Here is a 17,719-nt window from a genome sequence, read left to right on the forward strand (position 1 = left end):
GCTATCATACGTTTAGCACTCATCCATTCAGAGTGCTAACATTTCGGTTAACAAATTATGTTTTTATATGGAGGCGCACACACCATGGAAAAGAAAGCGTTTCAGGCCGAATCCAAACGGCTGCTGGACCTGATGATCAATTCGATCTACACCCACAAGGAGATCTTCCTCCGGGAGCTCATCTCCAACGCCAGCGACGCGGTGGACAAGCTGGCCTACAAGGCCCTCACCGACGACCAGGTGGGGCTGGACCGCTCCGATTTCAAGATTACCATCACTCCCGACCAGATCGCCCGCACCCTGACCATCTCGGACAACGGCATCGGCATGACCCGTGACGAGCTGGAGTCCAACCTGGGCACCATCGCCAAGAGCGGCTCCCTCCAGTTCAAGCAGGACATGGCCCAGCGGGAGAACGGCGAGGGCAAGAGCGACGTGGACATCATCGGCCAGTTCGGCGTGGGCTTCTACTCCGCGTTCATGGTGGCCGACAAGGTCACCGTCCTCTCCAAGGCCTACGGCAGCGACGAGGCCTGGCGCTGGGAGTCCGAGGGCGAGGACGGCTACACCATGGAGCCCTGCGAGAAGGCGGGCGCCGGCACCGACATCATCCTCCACATCAAGCCCAACACCGAGGATGACCACTATGACGAGTATCTGGAGCAGTACCGCATCGCTGACCTGGTGAAAAAGTACTCCGACTATATCCACTATCCCATCGTCATGCTCATGCACAAGTCCCGCCAGAAGCCCCGCCCCGAGGACGCCGGCGACGACTACAAGCCCGAGTGGGAGGATTACGACGAGTGGGAGACCCTCAACTCCATGGTACCCCTGTGGCAGCGGCCCAGGAGCGAGGTGACCGAGGAGGAGTACAACCAGTTTTATAAGGAGAAGTACGGCGACTGGGAGGATCCCATGAAGGTCATCCACGTCAGCGCCGAGGGCGCTGTGGACTACAAGGCCATGCTCTATATCCCCTCCCACGCTCCCTATGACTTCTACACCCGTGAATATGAGAAGGGCCTGCAGCTCTACTCCTCCGGCGTACTCATCATGGACAAGTGCGCCGACCTGCTGCCCGACCACTTCCGCTTTGTCCGCGGCGTGGTGGACTCCCAGGACTTCTCGCTGAACATTTCCCGCGAGATGCTCCAGCATACCCGCCAGCTGAAGGTCATCGCCTCCAACCTGGAGAAGAAGATCAAAAACGAGCTCATGAAGCTCCAGAAGGAGGAGCGGGAGAAGTACGAGCAGTTCTGGAAGGCCTTCGGCACCCAGATCAAATACGGCATCCTGGGGGACTACGGCGCCCACAAGGACCTGCTGAAGGACCTGCTGCTCTTCTGGTCCTCCAAGGAGGGCAAGCTGGTCACCCTGGCCGAGTACAAGGAGCGGATGGGTGAGGACCAGCCCTATATCTACTACGCCAGCGGCGAGAGCGTGGACAAGATCGCTCAGCTCCCCCAGACCGAGCGTATCCTGGACAAGGGCTACGAGATCCTCTATCTCACCGAGGATCCGGACGAGTTCATCATGAACATGCTGGGCGAGCTGGACGGCAAGGCCTTTAAATCGGTGAACGACCAGGACGCCCTGCCTGAAAGCGACGAGGAGAAGGCCGACGCCGAGAAGAAGGTCCAGGACAACAAGGACGTGCTGGACTTTGTCAAGGAGGCCCTGGGCGACCGGATCAAGGAGGCCCGGATCTCCCGCATCCTCAAGACCGGCGCGGTGTGCATGACGGCCGACGGTCCCGTCACCCTGGAGATGGAAAAGTACTTCCGCCGCACCGACCCCGAGCACGCCGGCGAGATGAAGGCCCAGCGGGTGCTGGAGCTCAACCCCGATTCCGAAGCCTTCGCCGCCCTGCGGCAGGCCATGGAAAACGACCCCGACAAGGCCAGGACCTACGCCGAGGTGCTCTACCATCAGGCCCTGCTCATCGCCGGCCTGCCCATCGAAGATCCCGCCCGATATACCGAGCTGGTATGCTCCCTGATGCGGTGATCCTCCGATTCTTTACTTTGGAAAAGGAAATATTCTCGGCCATTTTACCAAAACAGCGCTGTTTTTCCTCGTTCAAAACTGGCCGAAAAAAACTCATATAATCTTTCACTTTTTCAGCCCGTGTAGTATAATAACAGCAGGAATGTACAACAGGGGGAATCACCGATGGTCATTACAAAGACGTTCTCCACCACGGAGGACATCCAGCGTCTCCGGGATCTGGCGCTCACTGTACCCGAAGAAGTTATCATCCGCTCTCTGGACGGGGAGATCAGCCTGAATGTCAAATCTCCCATGGGCATCTATGCTCTGGACTTTTCCCAGCCGGTAGAGATCGTTACCGACTCCGCGGCGCTTCTGCAGGAGATGGAGCGCTGGTAAGCATCCTCAGCACGACAGGACCAGGTCCGCGCCGCAAAACGGCGCGGACCTTTTATTTTAATGCGTACTGAACAAAGCCGCAAGCCTTGAAAGCCAAGGCTTGCAAGGCTCATTAGCTTTGTTCAAGTGCAAGGTTTTTGGACTAAATTGTCCAAAAACCTTGCACCTTCCACTGGAGCGCCGCGGTACTCCAGTGGAAATACGCATTGTAACAATGGCTGAATTCCATAAAAACGGCTCCTTTGAGCCGTTTTTATGGAATTGCGCGGCCGCCGCCGCGCGAATAAACCGCAAAGCGGTTTATTCAGTAGACATTATTTTACCTTAATTCACTTTCCTTCTTGCACTTATTCGATATTTCCTCCTTGTTGTCTGTAAATTTCATTTTACATTAATCTTACTTTATATATGACCATCTATTTTGCTTGTATATCACTTTTAATTTCCTACCATCTTTATATAAGTTTACTATTGATTGATTATCTGCCCCGTGATATACTCTCGTTCGAACAAGGAGGTATGACTTATGGTCATCGAAAAGAAATTCAATTCCATTGAAGAGCTTGCCGCCTTCCAGCGTCTCGCCAGCATGGCGGATAAGGACGTGTTCATCGCCAATCAGGACGAATCCATTAAGGTGGACGCACGCTCCTTCGTGGGCCTGTTCGCCCTGGATTTCACCAAGCCCGTGAAGATCATCACCGATTCCCTCTATGTCTTCCGTATGGTGGACCTGGACCTGCGGCAGCATGCGGCTGCGGCCGTCTGATCATTCTTGCTTTTTCTCTTTCCCCCCTCACAAATATATGCGTGACAGCAAAGGACGCGGCGCCGGTTTTCCGCCCCCGCGTCCCTTTTTGCCCGATGCCCTCTTTTCTCTCCTTTAAAGGGGGCGGCTCGGGGTTGTTACTTGCCTTCTCCCTGTGTTATAATAATGCGTACTGAACAAAGCTGTAGGCCTTGAAAGCCAAGGCTTACAAGACCAAACAGCTTTGTTCGGGTGCAAGGTTTTTGGGCGAAACCGCCCAAAAACCTTGCACGTTCCGATGAAGCGCTGTGGCGCTTCATCGGAAATACGCATTGTAACAATGCCTGAATTCGATCAAAAGGGCCGAGAATGGCCCTTTTGATCGAATTGTGCGGCTGCTGCCGCACGAATAAACCGCAAAGCGGTTTATTCAGCAGACATTATAATAACGTTTACCGCATAACCGCATTGCGGCTTCGTCCGGTACGCATTATAATGTTCTCAGTGAACCGCGCCGCTTTTCCGCATGGTCTGCATATATTACCGGGACCGCTTCCCGTGAATGGAGGATCTCCCGCCTATGGACAAGACTCTTTTGCAGCAGCTTCCCAAGATGGACGTGCTCCTCGCCCACCCTGCCATTCTCTCCGCCCAGGAGGAACTGCCCTACCACGCCCTGAAGGAGGCCGCCCGGACGGCGCTGGACAGCCTGCGCCGGGCCATCCTGGACGGTTCGGCCGCCGCTCTTCCCACCCTGGACGCCCTGGCGGAGGACACGGTCCGCCGCGCCGCGCAGGCCTGCCGTCCCCACCTGCGTCATGTGATCAACGGCACCGGTGTGGTGCTCCACACCAACCTGGGCCGCGCCCCCATGGGGGAGGCGGTGGCCCGGGCGGTCTATGACGCCGCCCGGGGCTACTCCAACCTGGAGTACAACATCGACAGCGGCGCCCGGGGCAGCCGCTTCTCTCACGTGGACCGGCTGCTCTGCTCCCTCACCGGCGCGGAGGCGGCCCTGGCCGTCAACAACAACGCCGCGGCCGTGTTCCTGATGCTCTCGGCCCTGGCCGCCGGGAAAAAGGTGGCCATCTCCCGGGGCGAGCTGGTGGAGATCGGCGGCTCCTTCCGGGTGCCCGAGATCATGGCCCGCAGCGGGGCCGAGCTCATCGAGGTGGGCACCACCAACAAGACCCACCTGTCCGACTACCGCCGGGCCATTGAGGAGCAGGGCGCCCAGATCCTGCTCAAGGTACACACCAGCAATTTTCAGATCATCGGCTTTACGGAGGAGGTCTCCATCGGTGAGCTCACTGCCCTGGGCCGGGAATTCGGCGTGCCCGTGTTCCACGACCTGGGCAGCGGCGCCCTCTTTTCCGACGCGGCCCTGGGCGTGCCCGCGGGGCCCACGGTGGAGGACAGCATGCGCGCCGGGGCCGACGTGATCTGCTTCTCGGGGGACAAGCTGCTGGGCGGCCCCCAGGCCGGCATCGCCATCGGCAAAAAGGCCTGTATCGAGGCCATGAAGAAAAACCAGTTCGCCCGGGTGGTCCGTATCGACAAGCTGACCCTGGCCGCGCTGGAGACCACTCTGCGCTTCTATCAGGACCCGGCCCTGGCCGCCCGGAGCATCCCGGTGCTCTCCATGCTGGGCGCCCGGCCGGAGGAGCTGGAGCGGGAGGCCCGGTCCCGGGCCTCCGCCCTGGAGGAACGGTTCGGCGCCCACTGCGCCTTCACCGTGGCCGCCGACAACGGCGAGGTGGGGGGCGGCAGCCTGCCCGGCGTTCCCCTTCCCACCTGGGTGGTGGAGCTCTCGCCCCACGCCATGACGGTGGACCAGCTGGAGCAGCGTCTCCGCCTGGGCGAGCCCCCCATCGTGGGCCGCATCCGCCGGGACCGTTATGTACTGGACGTGCGCACCCTCACCGCCGCCGACTGGGACGAGATCGAAGCCGCACTCAGCCGTCTGTTCAACCGATAAGCACAGGAGGTAGTTCCCCATTATGAAGCATATCATCATCGGCACCGCGGGCCATGTGGACCACGGCAAGACCTGCCTGACCCGGGCTCTTACCGGCGTGGATACCGACCGGCTGAAGGAGGAACAGAAGCGGGGCATCACCATCGAGATCGGCTTTGCCCAGCTCACCCTGCCCAACGGCCAGACCGCCAGCATCATCGACGTGCCCGGCCACGAGAAGTTCATCCGCAATATGCTGGTGGGCGCGGCGGGCATGGACGTGGTGCTCATGGTCATCGCCGCCGACGAGGGCTTTATGCCCCAGACCCGGGAGCATCTGGGCATCCTCTCCCTGCTGGGGGTGCAGAACGGCATCATCGTGGTCACCAAGGCCGACATGGTGGATGAGGAGTGGCTGGAGGCCATTGAAGAAGAGGCCCGGGAGACCGTCCAGGGCACCTTCCTGCAGGACGCGCCCATCATCGCCGTCTCCTCCTACACCGGCCAGGGCATCGAGGAGCTCAAGGCCCTCATCGTCCAGCTGGTGGAGGGCGCCGAGCAGCGCAACCAGGACCGGCCCTTCCGCCTGCCGGTGGACCGGGTCTTTTCGGTAGACGGCTTCGGCACCGTGGTCACCGGCACCCTCATCGAGGGCTCCATGCAGCTGGGGGAGGAAGTCTGCATCTATCCCTCCGGGAAGAAGGCCCGTATCCGGGGCCTTCAGAACCACGACAAGCCTGAAGAGCGGGCCAGCGCCGGCATGCGGGTGGCCGTCAACCTGTCGGGCATCGACAAGGCCGATATCCATCGGGGAGACACGGTGGCCAAGCCTGGCTCCATGGTCCTCTCCCGCCAGATGGACGTGCAGCTCACCGTTCTGAAGGACTCTCCCTATCCCATCAAGAACGACACCCAGCTTCATTTTCACCATGGCAGCCGGGAGCTGGTGTGTAAATGCGTGATTTTGGGGCAGGATATTCTGGAGCCCGGCAGCACCGGCTTTGCCCAGCTCCGGTTCCAGGAGGATGTGGCCGTCAAGAACGGCGACCACTATGTGGTCCGCTTCTTCTCCCCCATGGTCACCGTGGGCGGCGGCGTGATCCTCAACGCCGATCCCGGCCGCCACAAGCGCAGCGACCCCAAGATTCTGGAAGGTCTGGCCGCCCGGGCCTCCGGCTCCTCGGAGAAGCAGGTGGTGGAGGCCCTGCGTCAGGCGGGTTCCTCCATGCTGAAAAAGCACGACCTGGCCAAGGCCGCCGGCCTCACCGAGGCTGAACTGGACGAGGCCCTCTCCCTTCTGATGGAGGAGGGGAAGGTGGTGGAGCTGGGCGGCCGCTATGTGGATCACGACACGGTGGAGGCCCTGTGGGAGAAGGCTGTGAAGCTGCTGGGCAGCTATCACAAGGCACAGCCCCTCCAGCCCGGTATGAACCGGGGTGAGTTCCGGGGCAAACTGCTGCCCACCGCCTCCCCCGTGGCCATCGACGCCCTGGTGGACTACTACGCCTGGCACCGGGGCCTGCGGCTGGAGGGCCCCACCATCGCCCTGCCCGACTTCCAGGTGGTGTGGAACTCCTTCTATTCCGGACTGAAGGACCAGCTTCTGGACCTGTACGGCAAGGCCGGGCTCAGCCCGGAGAATCTGGATGACATTCTCTCCTCCTTCGGCAAAAAGCAGGACGGCGCCCGCCAGGTGGTGCAGCGCCTGCTGTACGACGGAGACCTGGTGGCCCTGACGCCCCAGATCCTGCTGCGGAAGGACCACTACCAGTCTGCCGTGGCCGGCCTCCTCTCCCTCTTCGACCAGAAGCCCGAGCTGCTGCTGGCCGAGTTCCGGGACGCCCTGGGCATCTCCCGCAAGTACGCCCTTGCCCTGCTGGAGTACTGGGACGGCACCGGCGTCACCCGCAAGACCGGCGACGTCCGGGTCCTGGTCAAGCGTCCCTGACGCAAAATTTCCAGGGGTTTTATGGGGAAAGTGATACGGTTCCGGTTGACCTTTTCCCGGTTTTCAGCTATAATAACATCTGTTGTATGCGGCCGTCCTCAATAGCGGCCTGTACAGCGGATGATATGGGAGCAGAAGGGTATCTGGTGAGCCCCGCGGTCTTCAAAACCGTAGAGGGCGGCGATCCCGCCTTGGTGAGTTCGATTCTTACCTGCTCTCGCCAAAAAAGCTCCGTTCCGAACTTCGGAACGGAGCCTTTTTTATTTATTCTATTTTCCCTCCGGGGGCGTCCGCCCGGCGATGAGGATGGCCTCGTGGACCGGGTCCAGCTCCCGCTCGGGGATGACGCCCCAGGCAAGGTCGAAGCGGCGCAGGATCTGGGCCAGGTCCTCCGGCAGGCGGGAGAAGGCCTCCTGCTTCCAGGCCTCATCGACGCCGTAGTACCCCTCGGCGATGCTCCCCGCGATGGCGGCGAGGGTGTCGCTGTCGCCCCCCAGGGAGACGGCGGTGCGCAGCACATCCTCGAAGCTCTCCCCCTCCAGAAAGGCGGTAATGGCCTCGGGCACAGTCTCCTGGCAGCTCTCCACATGGCGGTAGTGCGGGCGGATCTCATCGCAGGTGCGGCTCAGGTCGTAGCCAAAGGTACCCTCGATGCAGCCCCTGATCTCACTCTTGCTATGGCCGGTGCGGGCCAGAAAAATGGCCGCCGCGGTGGCCTCCGCTCCCTTTATGCCTTCCGGATGATTATGGGTCACCTCCGCGGAAAGCCGGGCCGCATGCCGGACAGAAGCCAGATCATCGTAGAGCCAGGCGGCCGAGGACACCCGCATGGCCGAGCCGTTGCCAAAGCTGTTGTACGGTCCGGATCCCTCAAAAGAGAGCCAGGCGCCGAACCGTGCCCCGTAGCCGGCATCCGGATACCGCCGACCCAGCTCGTGCATGGCGCGGGCGATGCTCTGCCGGATGGTATCGTCATCTGCACCGGGGGGAGCATCCATAAATCCCTTCGCCACCGCCAGGGTCATCACGGAATCATCGGTAAACACAGAGCGGCCGCTGAACAGCGGAAAATTCTTGGTCTTGATGTTATTGCAGTCGAACTCGTAGGGGCTGCCCACGATGTCGCCCAGGATGGCTCCGAACATTTTTATGCTCCCCCTCTCTTTTCCCATTTCCGCCGGGCAGGCCGGGCTCAGGTCCCGGTCTGCTCCAGGTCAGCCTTGAACTGTTCCCATGCCTCCGGGTGCTGAACGTAGTAGCGGGGGCACTCCTTTCCGGTCACGTCATAGTGCCGGATGATCTGCTCCCCGTCCAGGTCAAATTCCTCCTGGAGCCACCGGACCAGCCGCAGCAGGGACTGATAAGTGGCGTCGGTAAATGCTCCCCCGTCGTCCGGGTGGCAGCACTCGATGGAGATGGTGTCCCGGTTCCGCTCCCCCGTGCAGTAGGCCCACTCGTCCAGTGGGATGCACTGGATGATCTCCCCGTCCAGTCCGATGAGGAAGTGGCTGCTGGCGGACACCGTATTCTCCGCCCCCTCGGTCTGCTCGGCCAGGCCGGCGAAGAAGCTGCGGTTCTGCTCCGCCGTGGTGCCGGGATTACCCACATAGTGGACCACCACGCCGTTCACTTCCTCCAGCCCGGTCCCGGGACGGGAGAAGGGATTCACCGGCAGATACTCCTTTGTGACCCACTCGGGGGCGGGATGCTTTTCCCGCGTCTCCCCTCCGGCTGTGGAAAACCGCTCCAACCCCAGCTTGACGCCCAGCAGGAGCACTACGACCACCGCCAGTATTCCGGGGAGAAGCAGGGGGCTGCGCCCCTTTTTCCGTCTTTTTGCTCTGGGCGCCACCCGCTTTCCGCCCCGCGCCGCCTGTGCCATACGCCATCTCTCCCCTGCGCCGTCTTTCCGGCCGATTTTTCTCCATTATAATACCAATCTCCAAATTAAAATGCAATATATTGCATTTTAATCCCATGGCTGTGGCCGTGGGATTAAAATCATGTCTGCTTTTCATTGCGAATAGTATAACAGGTTTTGCGACACGGGTCCTTAAAATTTTCTGAAAATTCCCCGGCCCCAGGCAGGCAAAAAGCCCCTGCCGGACACGGCGGCGTCCGGCAGGGGCACGGTTCGATTTTCTATGCCGCTCTTACGGCGCGGCGGAACGGAGGTACTCCTCCACCGCCCGGCTGTCGTCCAGGACCATGGCGGCATCGGCGGTGCGGGCGGCGGCGTCATCGCTCCAGCGCCCGATCTCCCTGCGGACGGCCAGCACCGCGGAGGGGCTGACGCTGAACTCGTCCAGTCCGAAGGAGAGCAGCAGCGGAATCATGGCCGGGTCGGCGGCGGCCTCGCCGCACATGCCCACCGGGATGCCCGCAGCCTTTCCGGCGGCGATCACACTGCGGATGCTCCGCAGCACGGCGGGATGGAAGGGGGAGCACAGCCCCTCCACCCTGGCGTTGCCCCGGTCCGCCGCCACGGTATACTGGGTCAGGTCGTTGGTGCCGATGGAAAAGAAGTCGGCCTCCCGGGCCAGCAGGTCGGCCACAAGGGCGGCGGCGGGGGTTTCGATCATCACGCCCAGGGGGATGCGGCCGTCAAACTCCCGCCCCTCGGCGGTGAGCTCGGCCTTGCACTCCTCCAGCAGGGCCCGGGCCGCCCGCAGCTCCTGCACGCCGGAGACCAGGGGCAGCATGATCTTGATGTTGCGGTGCTCCGCCCCCGCCCGCAGCAGGGCCCGGAGCTGCACCTTGTAGAGCTCGGGACGGCCCAGGCAGTAGCGGATGGCACGGTATCCCAGGAAGGGGTTCTCCTCTTTCTCCATCTCCAGATAGGGGATGCCCTTGTCCCCGCCCACGTCCAGGGTGCGGATGATGACCTCTCTGCCCGCCATCTGTCCGGCCACCGTGCGGTAGGCCTCATACTGCTCCTTCTCGGTGGGAAGGGCGGTCCGGTCCATAAAGAGGAACTCGGTGCGGAACAGGCCGATCCCCTCCGCCCCGGCGGCCGCGGCGGCCGCGGCGTCTGCTGTGCCGCCGATATTGGCGTACAGGTCCAAACGCCTTCCGTCGGCGTTCACCGTGTCCCGTCCCCGGTAGAGCTGGAGGAGCAGCTTTTCCCGGTCCTGCTTCCTGCGCCGCTCCAGATATTCCTCCTGTATGCCGGAGTTGGGGTCCAGCATGGCATACCCTTTCCCGCCGTCCACGATGACCAGCATCCCATCCCTGGTCTCGGAAAGAAGGTCGGGGATGCCCAGCACCGCCGGCACTTCCAGCGCCCGGGCCAGGATGGCCGAGTGGCTGGTCTTTCCCCCCACCTCGGTGAGGATGGCCTCCACGTTTTCCCGCCGGAGGCCCACCGTCATGGAGGGCGTCAGGTCATGGACCACCAGCACGGTGTGTTCCGGCAGCTCAGAGAGATCCACGTTCCCGCTCCCCAGCAGGATGCCCAGCATGCGGGTGCGGATGTCCTCGATATCGGTGGCACGCTGGCGCATCATCTCGTCGTCGATGCCGGAGAACATGTCGATGAACGACCGGCACACGGCGTCCAGCGCGGCCTCGGCACAGAGCCCGCCGCCGATCTGCTCCTCCATCTGGGAGAGCAGAAAGGGATCGCCTAGCATCACGATCTGGCCGGAGAGGATCTCCGATTCCTTCTCACCCACCCGGGCCTTCACGTCGTCGGCCATGGCCTGGGTCCTGGCACAGAAGGTCTCCATTGCCTCTTTCAGCCGTGCCTTTTCCCGCTCCGGTCCGGAAAAGGCCACGTGGGAGTAGTCCAGATCCTGCTCCCGGACGCACACTGCGGTCCCAAGCCCGATCCCCGCGGAGGCGCCAACGCCACGTAATACCATCGTCATGTTCCTTTCTGTTAAAAGATGTTCAGCGGGGGCCGGGCCTTACTCACCCAGGCCGGACTCCACCAGGGCCACGGCGGCCTTCAGGCACTCGTCCTCCCGCTCGCCGTCGCAGCGGATCTCGATCTCGGTGCCCTGCTTGATGCAGGCGGCCATCAGGTTCATGATGCTCCGGGCGTTGATCTCCCGGCCGTTGGCGGCGATGGTCACGTCGCAGGCGAAGGGGGTGATAGTCTTGACGAATAGCTGGGCGGGGCGCATATGCATGCCCATGGGGTTGATGACGGCAGTCTTGGCTGATACCATGTCAGATCTTCCTTTCTTTTTTTGCGGGGTGCGGCCCCGGTTTCAGTCTCGTTTTTTCTTCAGCAGGGCCAGCAGCACCATGCCTACGGCGGAGCCGATGGCCAGCGCCGCGATATACATCAGCGCGTTGTGCATAACGGGGAATACAAACAGGCCGCCGTGGGGCGCGGGGGAGGCACAGCCGAAGAGCATGGACAGAGCTCCGGCCACGCCGGAACCCGCGATGCAGGCGGGCAGCACATGGAGGGGATCCGAGGCCGCGAAGGGGATTGCGCCCTCGGTGATGAAGCACAGGCCCATGATATAGTTCACCGGGCCGGACTTGCGCTCTTCCTCGGTAAAGCGGTTCTTGAAGAAGGTGGTGGCCAGGGCGATGGCGATGGGGGGCACCATACCGCCGATCATCACCGCCGCCATGACGCCGGAGCCTCCGGCAGCGATGTCGGCCGCAGCCAGGGTGGACGTGCCGAAGAGGTAGGCCGCCTTGTTGAAGGGGCCGCCCATGTCGATGGCCATCATGGCGGCCACCACGAAGCCCAGGGCGACGCGGCTGCCCTCGTTCATGGCGGCCAGGCCGCTGTAAAGGGCGTTGTTCAGCATGCCCACAAAGGGGTTGACCACGCACATGAACACGCCGATGAGCACCAGGCCCGCCACCGGGTAGATGAGCACCGGCTTGATGCCCTCCAGCGCCCGGGGCAGCTTGTCGCACAGGCGGCGCATGCCCAGCATCAGGTAGCCCGCGGCAAAGCCGGCGATGAGGGCGCCCAGAAAGCCGGCGGAGGTGGAGCCGCCGCCCGGTGCGGCGAAGGTGGCGCCCGAGACTGCCAGTGTGCCGCCCACAAAGCCCACCATCAGCCCCGGGCGGTCGGCGATGGCCATGGCGATATATCCCGCCAGGATGGGGAGCATGAAGTTGAAGGCCGTGCCGCCGATGTTCTTGAACCAGGCGGCCACAGGGGTGTTGGTGCCGAAGTTGGCGTAATCAATGCTGGGATCGTCCAGCAGGAAGGCCAGTGCGATGAGGATGCCGCCGCCGATGACAAAGGGCAGCATATGGCTGACGCCGTTCATCAGCTGTTTGTAGAGCTTCCGGCCCAGGCTCTCGCTGACCTCCTCCCCGGCGGTCTCGCCCACATGGTGGTAGACAGGGGCCTGCGCGGCCTTGCGGATCAGTTCCTCCGGCCTGTGGATGCCGTCGGCCACCGGGACCCGGAGGACGTGCTTGCCGTCAAACCGGGCCAGATCCACCTTTTTGTCGGCGGCGATGATGATGGCGTCGGCCTTCCTGATCTCCTCCCGGGTCAGAACGTTTTTGGCCCCGCCGGAGCCCTGGGTCTCGGCCTTTACCGGGACGCCCAGCTCCCTCCCCTTTTTCTCCAGGGCCTCGGCGGCCATGTAGGTGTGGGCGATGCCGGTGGGACAGGCGGTGACGGCCAGAATACGGAAGCCCTCTTTCCCGCTCTCCTCCGCCGGGATCTCCGCAGCGGAGACCTCGTCGGGGTACTTCTCCCGCTCCTGCCGGTCGATGCAGGCCAGAAATTCCTTTACGTCCCGGACGGCCAGCAGCTTTTGACAGAATGCCTCGTCCATTAGCATCACCATCAGCCGGGACAAAATCTCCAGATGGGTGTCGGCCCCCGCCTTGGGGGCGGCGATCATGAAGAAGAGCCTGGAGGGCAGGCCGTCGGGGGCGTTGTAGTCCACGCCGGCGGGGACGGTGATGGCCGCCAGTCCGGGCCGCCTGACCGCGGCGCTCTTGGCGTGGGGCACGGCAATGCCGCTGCCGATGGCGGTGGTGCCCTGGGCCTCCCGGGCCAGGATGTCGGCCTTGTAAGCCTCCCGGTCGGTGAGGTTGCCTGCACGGTCCTGCAGGCTCACCAGCAGGTCGATGGCGGCGTTCTGATCGGCGGGGGCGGCCCCGAGCGCGACGCCCTCGGCTTTGAGAAGGTCGGTGATACGCATAACGCTCATCCTTTCCTGTTTGAATGTGATCTACATGGTCCTCAGAAGAGCTTCCACCTGCTGCCGGGTGGCCAGTCCGTCGGAGAAGGCGGTGGCGCTCCCGGTGGCGGCGCCCATACGCAGGGCCGCGGCGTAGTCCCCGGTGCGGAACCATCCGGTGAGAAACCCGGCTACCATGGAGTCGCCGGCCCCCACCGAGTTGCGGACGGTCCCTCTGGGCGCGGCGATCTTGTGGAAGGCGCCCGTCTCGTCCAGCAGGATGGCTCCGTCCCCCGCCATGGAGACCAGCACATTCCGCGCGCCCTGCTGCTGCAGCTCGGCGGCGCACGCCCGGATCTCCCCGTCGGTATGCAGCTCCCGGCCAAAGATCTCCCCCAGCTCCAGACTATTGGGCTTGATGAGGAAGGGCCGGTATCGGAGCACGCTGCACAGCAGCTCCCGCTCGGCGTCCACCACTGCCTCCACGCCCCGGCCGTCCAGCCGCTCCAGGATCTGCCGGTAGATGTCCCCGGGCAGGCTGGCCGGGATGGACCCGGCCAGCACCAGCACGTCCCCCTCCCCCAGCTGCTCCAGGCGGCGGAAGAGCTGCTCCAGCGCCTCAGGGCCGATCTCAGGCCCCCGGCCGTTAATCTCGGTCTCGGTCCCGGCCTTAATCTTCACATTGATCCGGCTGAACCCCCGGTCCAGGTGGATAAAGTCAGTGCGCACCCCGGAGCGGGACAGGCCCTGCTCGATGGCATGGCCGGTGAAACCCGCCAGAAAGCCCAGCGCCACATTTTCCACCCCCAGGTTCCGCAGGACGCCGGACACGTTGATGCCCTTGCCCCCGAACTGGATCAGTTCCTCCGCCGTCCGGTTGACGGCCCCCGGCTCCAGGGCATCCATCCGCACCACATAGTCAATGGCGGGATTGAAGGTCACGGTATAGATCATTCCTCATCCACCCCCACTTCCTTGACCACCGCGTACTGCCGGTAGCTCTCCTCGGGCAGCCGGTCCGTGATGATGCACACGTCCTTCAGCGGGCAGATCGTCACCGCGGTGACCTTTCCGAATTTACTGGAATCCGCCAGCACGTAGGTCATGTAGGCCTGCTCCGCCGCCCGGGTCTTGACGGCGGCCTCCTCGATGTCCGGGGTGGTGCAGCCCTGCCGGACGGTAATGCCGTTGGTCCCCAGAAAGGCCTTAGTGAAGTTATACTGCCCGATGGCGGCCAGGGCCTCTGCTCCCACGATGGCCTCGGTGCCCAGCTTGAGCCGTCCGCCCACCACATAGACCTTGCACCCCAGCTCCCCCAGCTTCCGTGCGCATGCGATGCTGGTGGTGACGAAGGTAGCCTTGGAGCCTTCCAGGTAGTTGGCCATAGCCAGGGTGGTGGTGCCCGCGTCCAGGAACACAAAGTCCTCGTCGTAGACCAGAGCGGCGGCGTAGCGCCCGATACGGTCCTTCTCGGTCACGTGGCGCTGGGCCTTCGTAGGGAGGTCGGGCTCCTCCGGATCAAATTCGCCGCCCAGAGCCATGGCCCCGCCGTGGACCTTGGTCAGCTTGCCCTGCCGGTCCAGCAGGAGCAGATCACGGCGGATGGTGGCCTCGGAAGCCCCGGTCTCCCGGCACAGCTCCGCCACACTGATGGCCCGCCGCTTTTCCACTGCTGCCAAAATGGCCGCCAGTCTCTCTTCTGCCAGCATCTGTCTTGCCCCTTCCTGATTGTATTTGATTGTTTTTGATTTGTTGTGACGCTATTGTAGCACGCAATCCAATCAATTTCAATCATTACCAATCAATTTCCCGCTCTCGTTTTTCACAAAAATGTGCTGCCCTTTTTATGCACTTTGGCTGCACCTCTTTCCCGCCATATCTTCTCTCCTCTTTTTACCCAAATAAACGGAACTTATTCCCTACCTGCCGAATGGCACGGACCGGGAAGGCAGTGCGCTTTCCGGCCCAAAAAATACTTGCATTTCCCTTCGGTCCATATTATACTGATTCCAATTTCTGATTGGAGTCTATCCGGTCAAAGATAATGACCGCTCTCCTCCGGGAGAGCCAAGGCTACACGGACGGCCGGGTCAAATGCCGAAAACCCGTCGAAGAGCCGGGGACCGCACCGCGGGTGCGGGTTGGCAACTTTCGTTGCCTTATTGATTGAGTTAAAAGCTCAAATTTTATAAGTTGGAACAGGTCAACTTGTGAAACGGTCAATAAGAGTAGTAAAAGTATCTTTGCTGTATAGACTCTGAACTGCCAGCCGGTCCCGGCCTCATGCCCGTTTTGGGCGGATGTGGTCGTTTGCTTTCACAGGTGACACGTTTCCATACGTGTCACCTGTTTTTTTATAGATCCATCTATTCATCCAAGGAGGAAACACGATTGAAAAAAGTCCTGACCGCGCTGCTCACATTTGCCCTGCTTTCCGGCCTTTCGGCCTGCGGCCCCACACCTTCCGATCCCGTTGAGACTTCTGTCCAGGCAGCTGTGCCCTCTCTGGAGGAGCAGTACACGGGCTATCTGAGTGCCGTCTCCTCCAGCTTTGCCTATGAAACCGCCCTGGAGCTGACCACCAATCCCGCCTACTTCAACTCTGCGCAGGGCGGACGAAATGCCGGCAGCGACGCCGAACACGCCGCCGCCGATTATCTGGCCGGCCTGATGGAGGATATCGGCCTGACCGATGTGGAAAAGGCTGCCGCCCAGTGCGACCGCTGGCAGTTCAACGGCGCCAGCTTCACTGTGGACGGAAAGGACTATCCGGTCTATTCCTACGCCGCTGCCGCCACCCCGGCGGAGGGCATCACCGCCGAGCTGGTCTATGTGGGCAAGGGAACCATGTGGGATTACGAGGGTCTGGACGTGACCGGCAAGATCGTTCTCATCGATATCGACCAGCGCAATGACTGGTGGATCACCTATCCCATGCTGGAGGCCGAGCACCAGGGGGCCGCCGCCGTCCTGGCCGCCAACACCGGCGGCTTTGCCCAGATCGCCGATGACGCCCTGAACTGCCAGGATATCTGCGGCCCGGACAACATCCCCACCCTGTCCATCAGTCTGGCCGATTCCCGCCAGCTGCAGGAGAAGCTGAAGAGCGGCCCCGTCACCGCCACCCTGACGGTGGACAACGAGGTGGACGTGGACGCCGGCACGACCTACAACATCACCGGCGTACTCAGGGGCAAGTCCTCCGGCCACCAGATCATCGTGGGCGGACACTACGACGCGCATTTCTGGGGCTTCCAGGATGACAACTGCGCCGTGGGCCTGGTGCTCTCCATGGCAAAGGCCATGATCGACTCCGGCTACCAGCCTGAAAACGACATCGTATTCTGCCTCCACGGCGCCGAGGAGTGGGGCTCCTCCTACACCCAGTACGACTGGACAGTGGGCGCCTGGGAGATGATCAACAACGTCCATCCCGAGTGGGTGGGCAGGACCCTGGCCTTTATCAACTTCGAGCTGCCCGCCTATGAGTTTGACACCTACACCAGCACCTACTCCGCCCCCGAGATGTTCACCATGCTAGATTACTTTGCCAACGAATATGAGTACTCCCCTGACCCGGAGGGCTGCTTCCCCGACGGCGTGCTTACCGGGGGCTATCAGACCTACACTTACTCCGATGACTTCTCCTATTATGCCGCAGGCGTCCCTTCCACTGTCAACGGCTTCCTGCTGCAAAAGGATATGGAGACTGTATTCCCCTTCTATGTGGACATCTACCACAGCCAGTACGACACTCCGGATACCTATAACGAGGCCGTCATGAACTTCAACCTCCGCTACTACGGCGCCCTGGCCATGTACATCGACCAGACCCCCGCCCTCTATCTGGATTTTACCGCCCAGTATGACCGGGTGCTGGCCTCCATGGACGAGGAGCTGATGGCCGAGGCCGGGGTGGACATGGCCGCTTTCCGTTCCGCGCTGGAGGAGCTGAACACCGCCGCCCAGGCTATGAAGGAGCGGGTCGAGCAGGTCAATCGGGATTACCGCCGGGCCCTGGAGGAAAATGACGCCGAAAAAGTGTCCTCCCTCCGGGCTGAGGGCGCCCAGCTCACCGACCGGAACCTGAAGGCCTTTGAATACGCGCAGAAGCATCTTCTGGGCCTGATGTACGAGCGGCCCATCGTTCCCCACGAGGCGCCTCAGGAAAACGTCCGCCTCTGCCGGGACATCATCGCCTGTCTGGAGACCGGCGACGTGGCCGCCGCGGTGGATGAGTACGCCTGGACCGTGAACAACGTGCTGGAGTGGTATGCCATGTACTTCTCCCCCGAGGTCATCGCCGTACAGGACGACATGCTCTGGGGCGAGGGCAACCGGGACAACCTGTACTGGGGCACCGGCATCGGCTTTGCCAAGGCCGACGTGGACGCCGCCACCCGCAGCATCTTTGCCCGCTATGATGAGACGGGCGGGGACTTCTCCTCCGAGATCGCCGTCTACCAGGCCGCCGCGGAGGCCCAGCTCCGGATCCTCCGGGACCTGGGGACCCGGGAGACCGGGGCCATGTCCGAGCTGGCCGGCCTTCTGGCCTGACA

The 17,719-nt window shown here is 62.2% G+C and carries 13 protein-coding genes and 1 tRNA gene; 7 read left to right on the forward strand and 7 right to left on the reverse strand.

What is annotated here, in order from left to right:
* Positions 1-84 precede the first annotated feature (84 nt).
* The 6 genes from htpG to ACTNBZ_RS04370 all read left to right on the forward strand — a co-directional run bounded on the left by htpG (position 85) and on the right by ACTNBZ_RS04370 (position 7,267).
* Complete coding sequence (htpG, locus tag ACTNBZ_RS04345) at positions 85-2,010, forward strand: molecular chaperone HtpG (protein ID WP_441208474.1); 1,926 nt, start codon at positions 85-87, stop codon at positions 2,008-2,010.
* A gap of 165 nt (positions 2,011-2,175) precedes the next feature.
* On the forward strand, positions 2,176-2,391 hold the full coding sequence (locus ACTNBZ_RS04350; protein WP_441208475.1) for a hypothetical protein: 216 nt from the start codon (positions 2,176-2,178) through the stop codon (positions 2,389-2,391).
* A gap of 526 nt (positions 2,392-2,917) precedes the next feature.
* Positions 2,918-3,160, forward strand: coding sequence for a hypothetical protein (locus tag ACTNBZ_RS04355; protein ID WP_441208476.1), 243 nt, complete (start codon positions 2,918-2,920; stop codon positions 3,158-3,160).
* Positions 3,161-3,719: 559 nt separating this feature from the next.
* On the forward strand, positions 3,720-5,117 hold the full coding sequence (selA, locus tag ACTNBZ_RS04360) for an L-seryl-tRNA(Sec) selenium transferase (RefSeq protein ID WP_441208477.1): 1,398 nt from the start codon (positions 3,720-3,722) through the stop codon (positions 5,115-5,117).
* Positions 5,118-5,139: 22 nt separating this feature from the next.
* Positions 5,140-7,044, forward strand: a complete 1,905-nt coding sequence (selB, locus tag ACTNBZ_RS04365) for a selenocysteine-specific translation elongation factor (RefSeq protein ID WP_441208478.1) — start codon at positions 5,140-5,142, stop codon at positions 7,042-7,044.
* 127 nt (positions 7,045-7,171) lie between these two features.
* Positions 7,172-7,267 (forward strand) — tRNA-Sec (locus tag ACTNBZ_RS04370).
* Positions 7,268-7,313: 46 nt separating this feature from the next.
* On the opposite strand, the gene ACTNBZ_RS04375 is transcribed toward ACTNBZ_RS04370, so the two are convergent.
* The 7 genes from ACTNBZ_RS04375 to ACTNBZ_RS04405 form a co-directional block, all read right to left on the reverse strand.
* Positions 7,314-8,189 carry an ADP-ribosylglycohydrolase family protein gene (locus tag ACTNBZ_RS04375; RefSeq protein WP_441208479.1) on the reverse strand — a complete coding sequence of 292 codons (876 nt, stop codon included), beginning with the start codon at positions 8,187-8,189 and terminating at the stop codon, positions 7,314-7,316.
* A gap of 47 nt (positions 8,190-8,236) precedes the next feature.
* Positions 8,237-8,926, reverse strand: a complete 690-nt coding sequence (locus ACTNBZ_RS04380) for a peptidoglycan recognition protein family protein (protein WP_441208480.1) — start codon at positions 8,924-8,926, stop codon at positions 8,237-8,239.
* 271 nt (positions 8,927-9,197) lie between these two features.
* Complete coding sequence (gene ptsP / locus ACTNBZ_RS04385; protein WP_441208481.1) at positions 9,198-10,913, reverse strand: phosphoenolpyruvate--protein phosphotransferase; 1,716 nt, start codon at positions 10,911-10,913, stop codon at positions 9,198-9,200.
* A gap of 39 nt (positions 10,914-10,952) precedes the next feature.
* On the reverse strand, positions 10,953-11,216 hold the full coding sequence (locus tag ACTNBZ_RS04390) for an HPr family phosphocarrier protein (RefSeq protein WP_441208482.1): 264 nt from the start codon (positions 11,214-11,216) through the stop codon (positions 10,953-10,955).
* A gap of 42 nt (positions 11,217-11,258) precedes the next feature.
* Positions 11,259-13,181 carry a PTS fructose transporter subunit IIABC gene (locus tag ACTNBZ_RS04395; protein WP_441208483.1) on the reverse strand — a complete coding sequence of 641 codons (1,923 nt, stop codon included), beginning with the start codon at positions 13,179-13,181 and terminating at the stop codon, positions 11,259-11,261.
* 30 nt (positions 13,182-13,211) lie between these two features.
* A complete protein-coding gene (pfkB, locus tag ACTNBZ_RS04400; protein ID WP_441208484.1) occupies positions 13,212-14,114 on the reverse strand; it encodes a 1-phosphofructokinase in 903 nt (300 codons plus the stop codon).
* A complete protein-coding gene (locus ACTNBZ_RS04405) occupies positions 14,111-14,869 on the reverse strand; it encodes a DeoR/GlpR family DNA-binding transcription regulator (protein WP_441208485.1) in 759 nt (252 codons plus the stop codon). Before ACTNBZ_RS04405 ends, pfkB begins: the two co-directional genes overlap by 4 nt.
* Positions 14,870-15,551: 682 nt before the next feature.
* Here ACTNBZ_RS04405 and ACTNBZ_RS04410 point away from each other — a divergent pair.
* The gene (locus ACTNBZ_RS04410; protein ID WP_441208486.1) at positions 15,552-17,717 is read left to right on the forward strand and encodes a M28 family peptidase; all 2,166 of its coding nucleotides are present in this window, start codon (positions 15,552-15,554) and stop codon (positions 17,715-17,717) included.
* Positions 17,718-17,719 lie beyond the last annotated feature (2 nt).

The sequence above is a fragment of the Pseudoflavonifractor sp. HCP28S3_F10 genome (assembly GCF_052065415.1).
Classification (GTDB): Bacteria; Bacillota; Clostridia; order Oscillospirales; family Oscillospiraceae; genus Pseudoflavonifractor_A.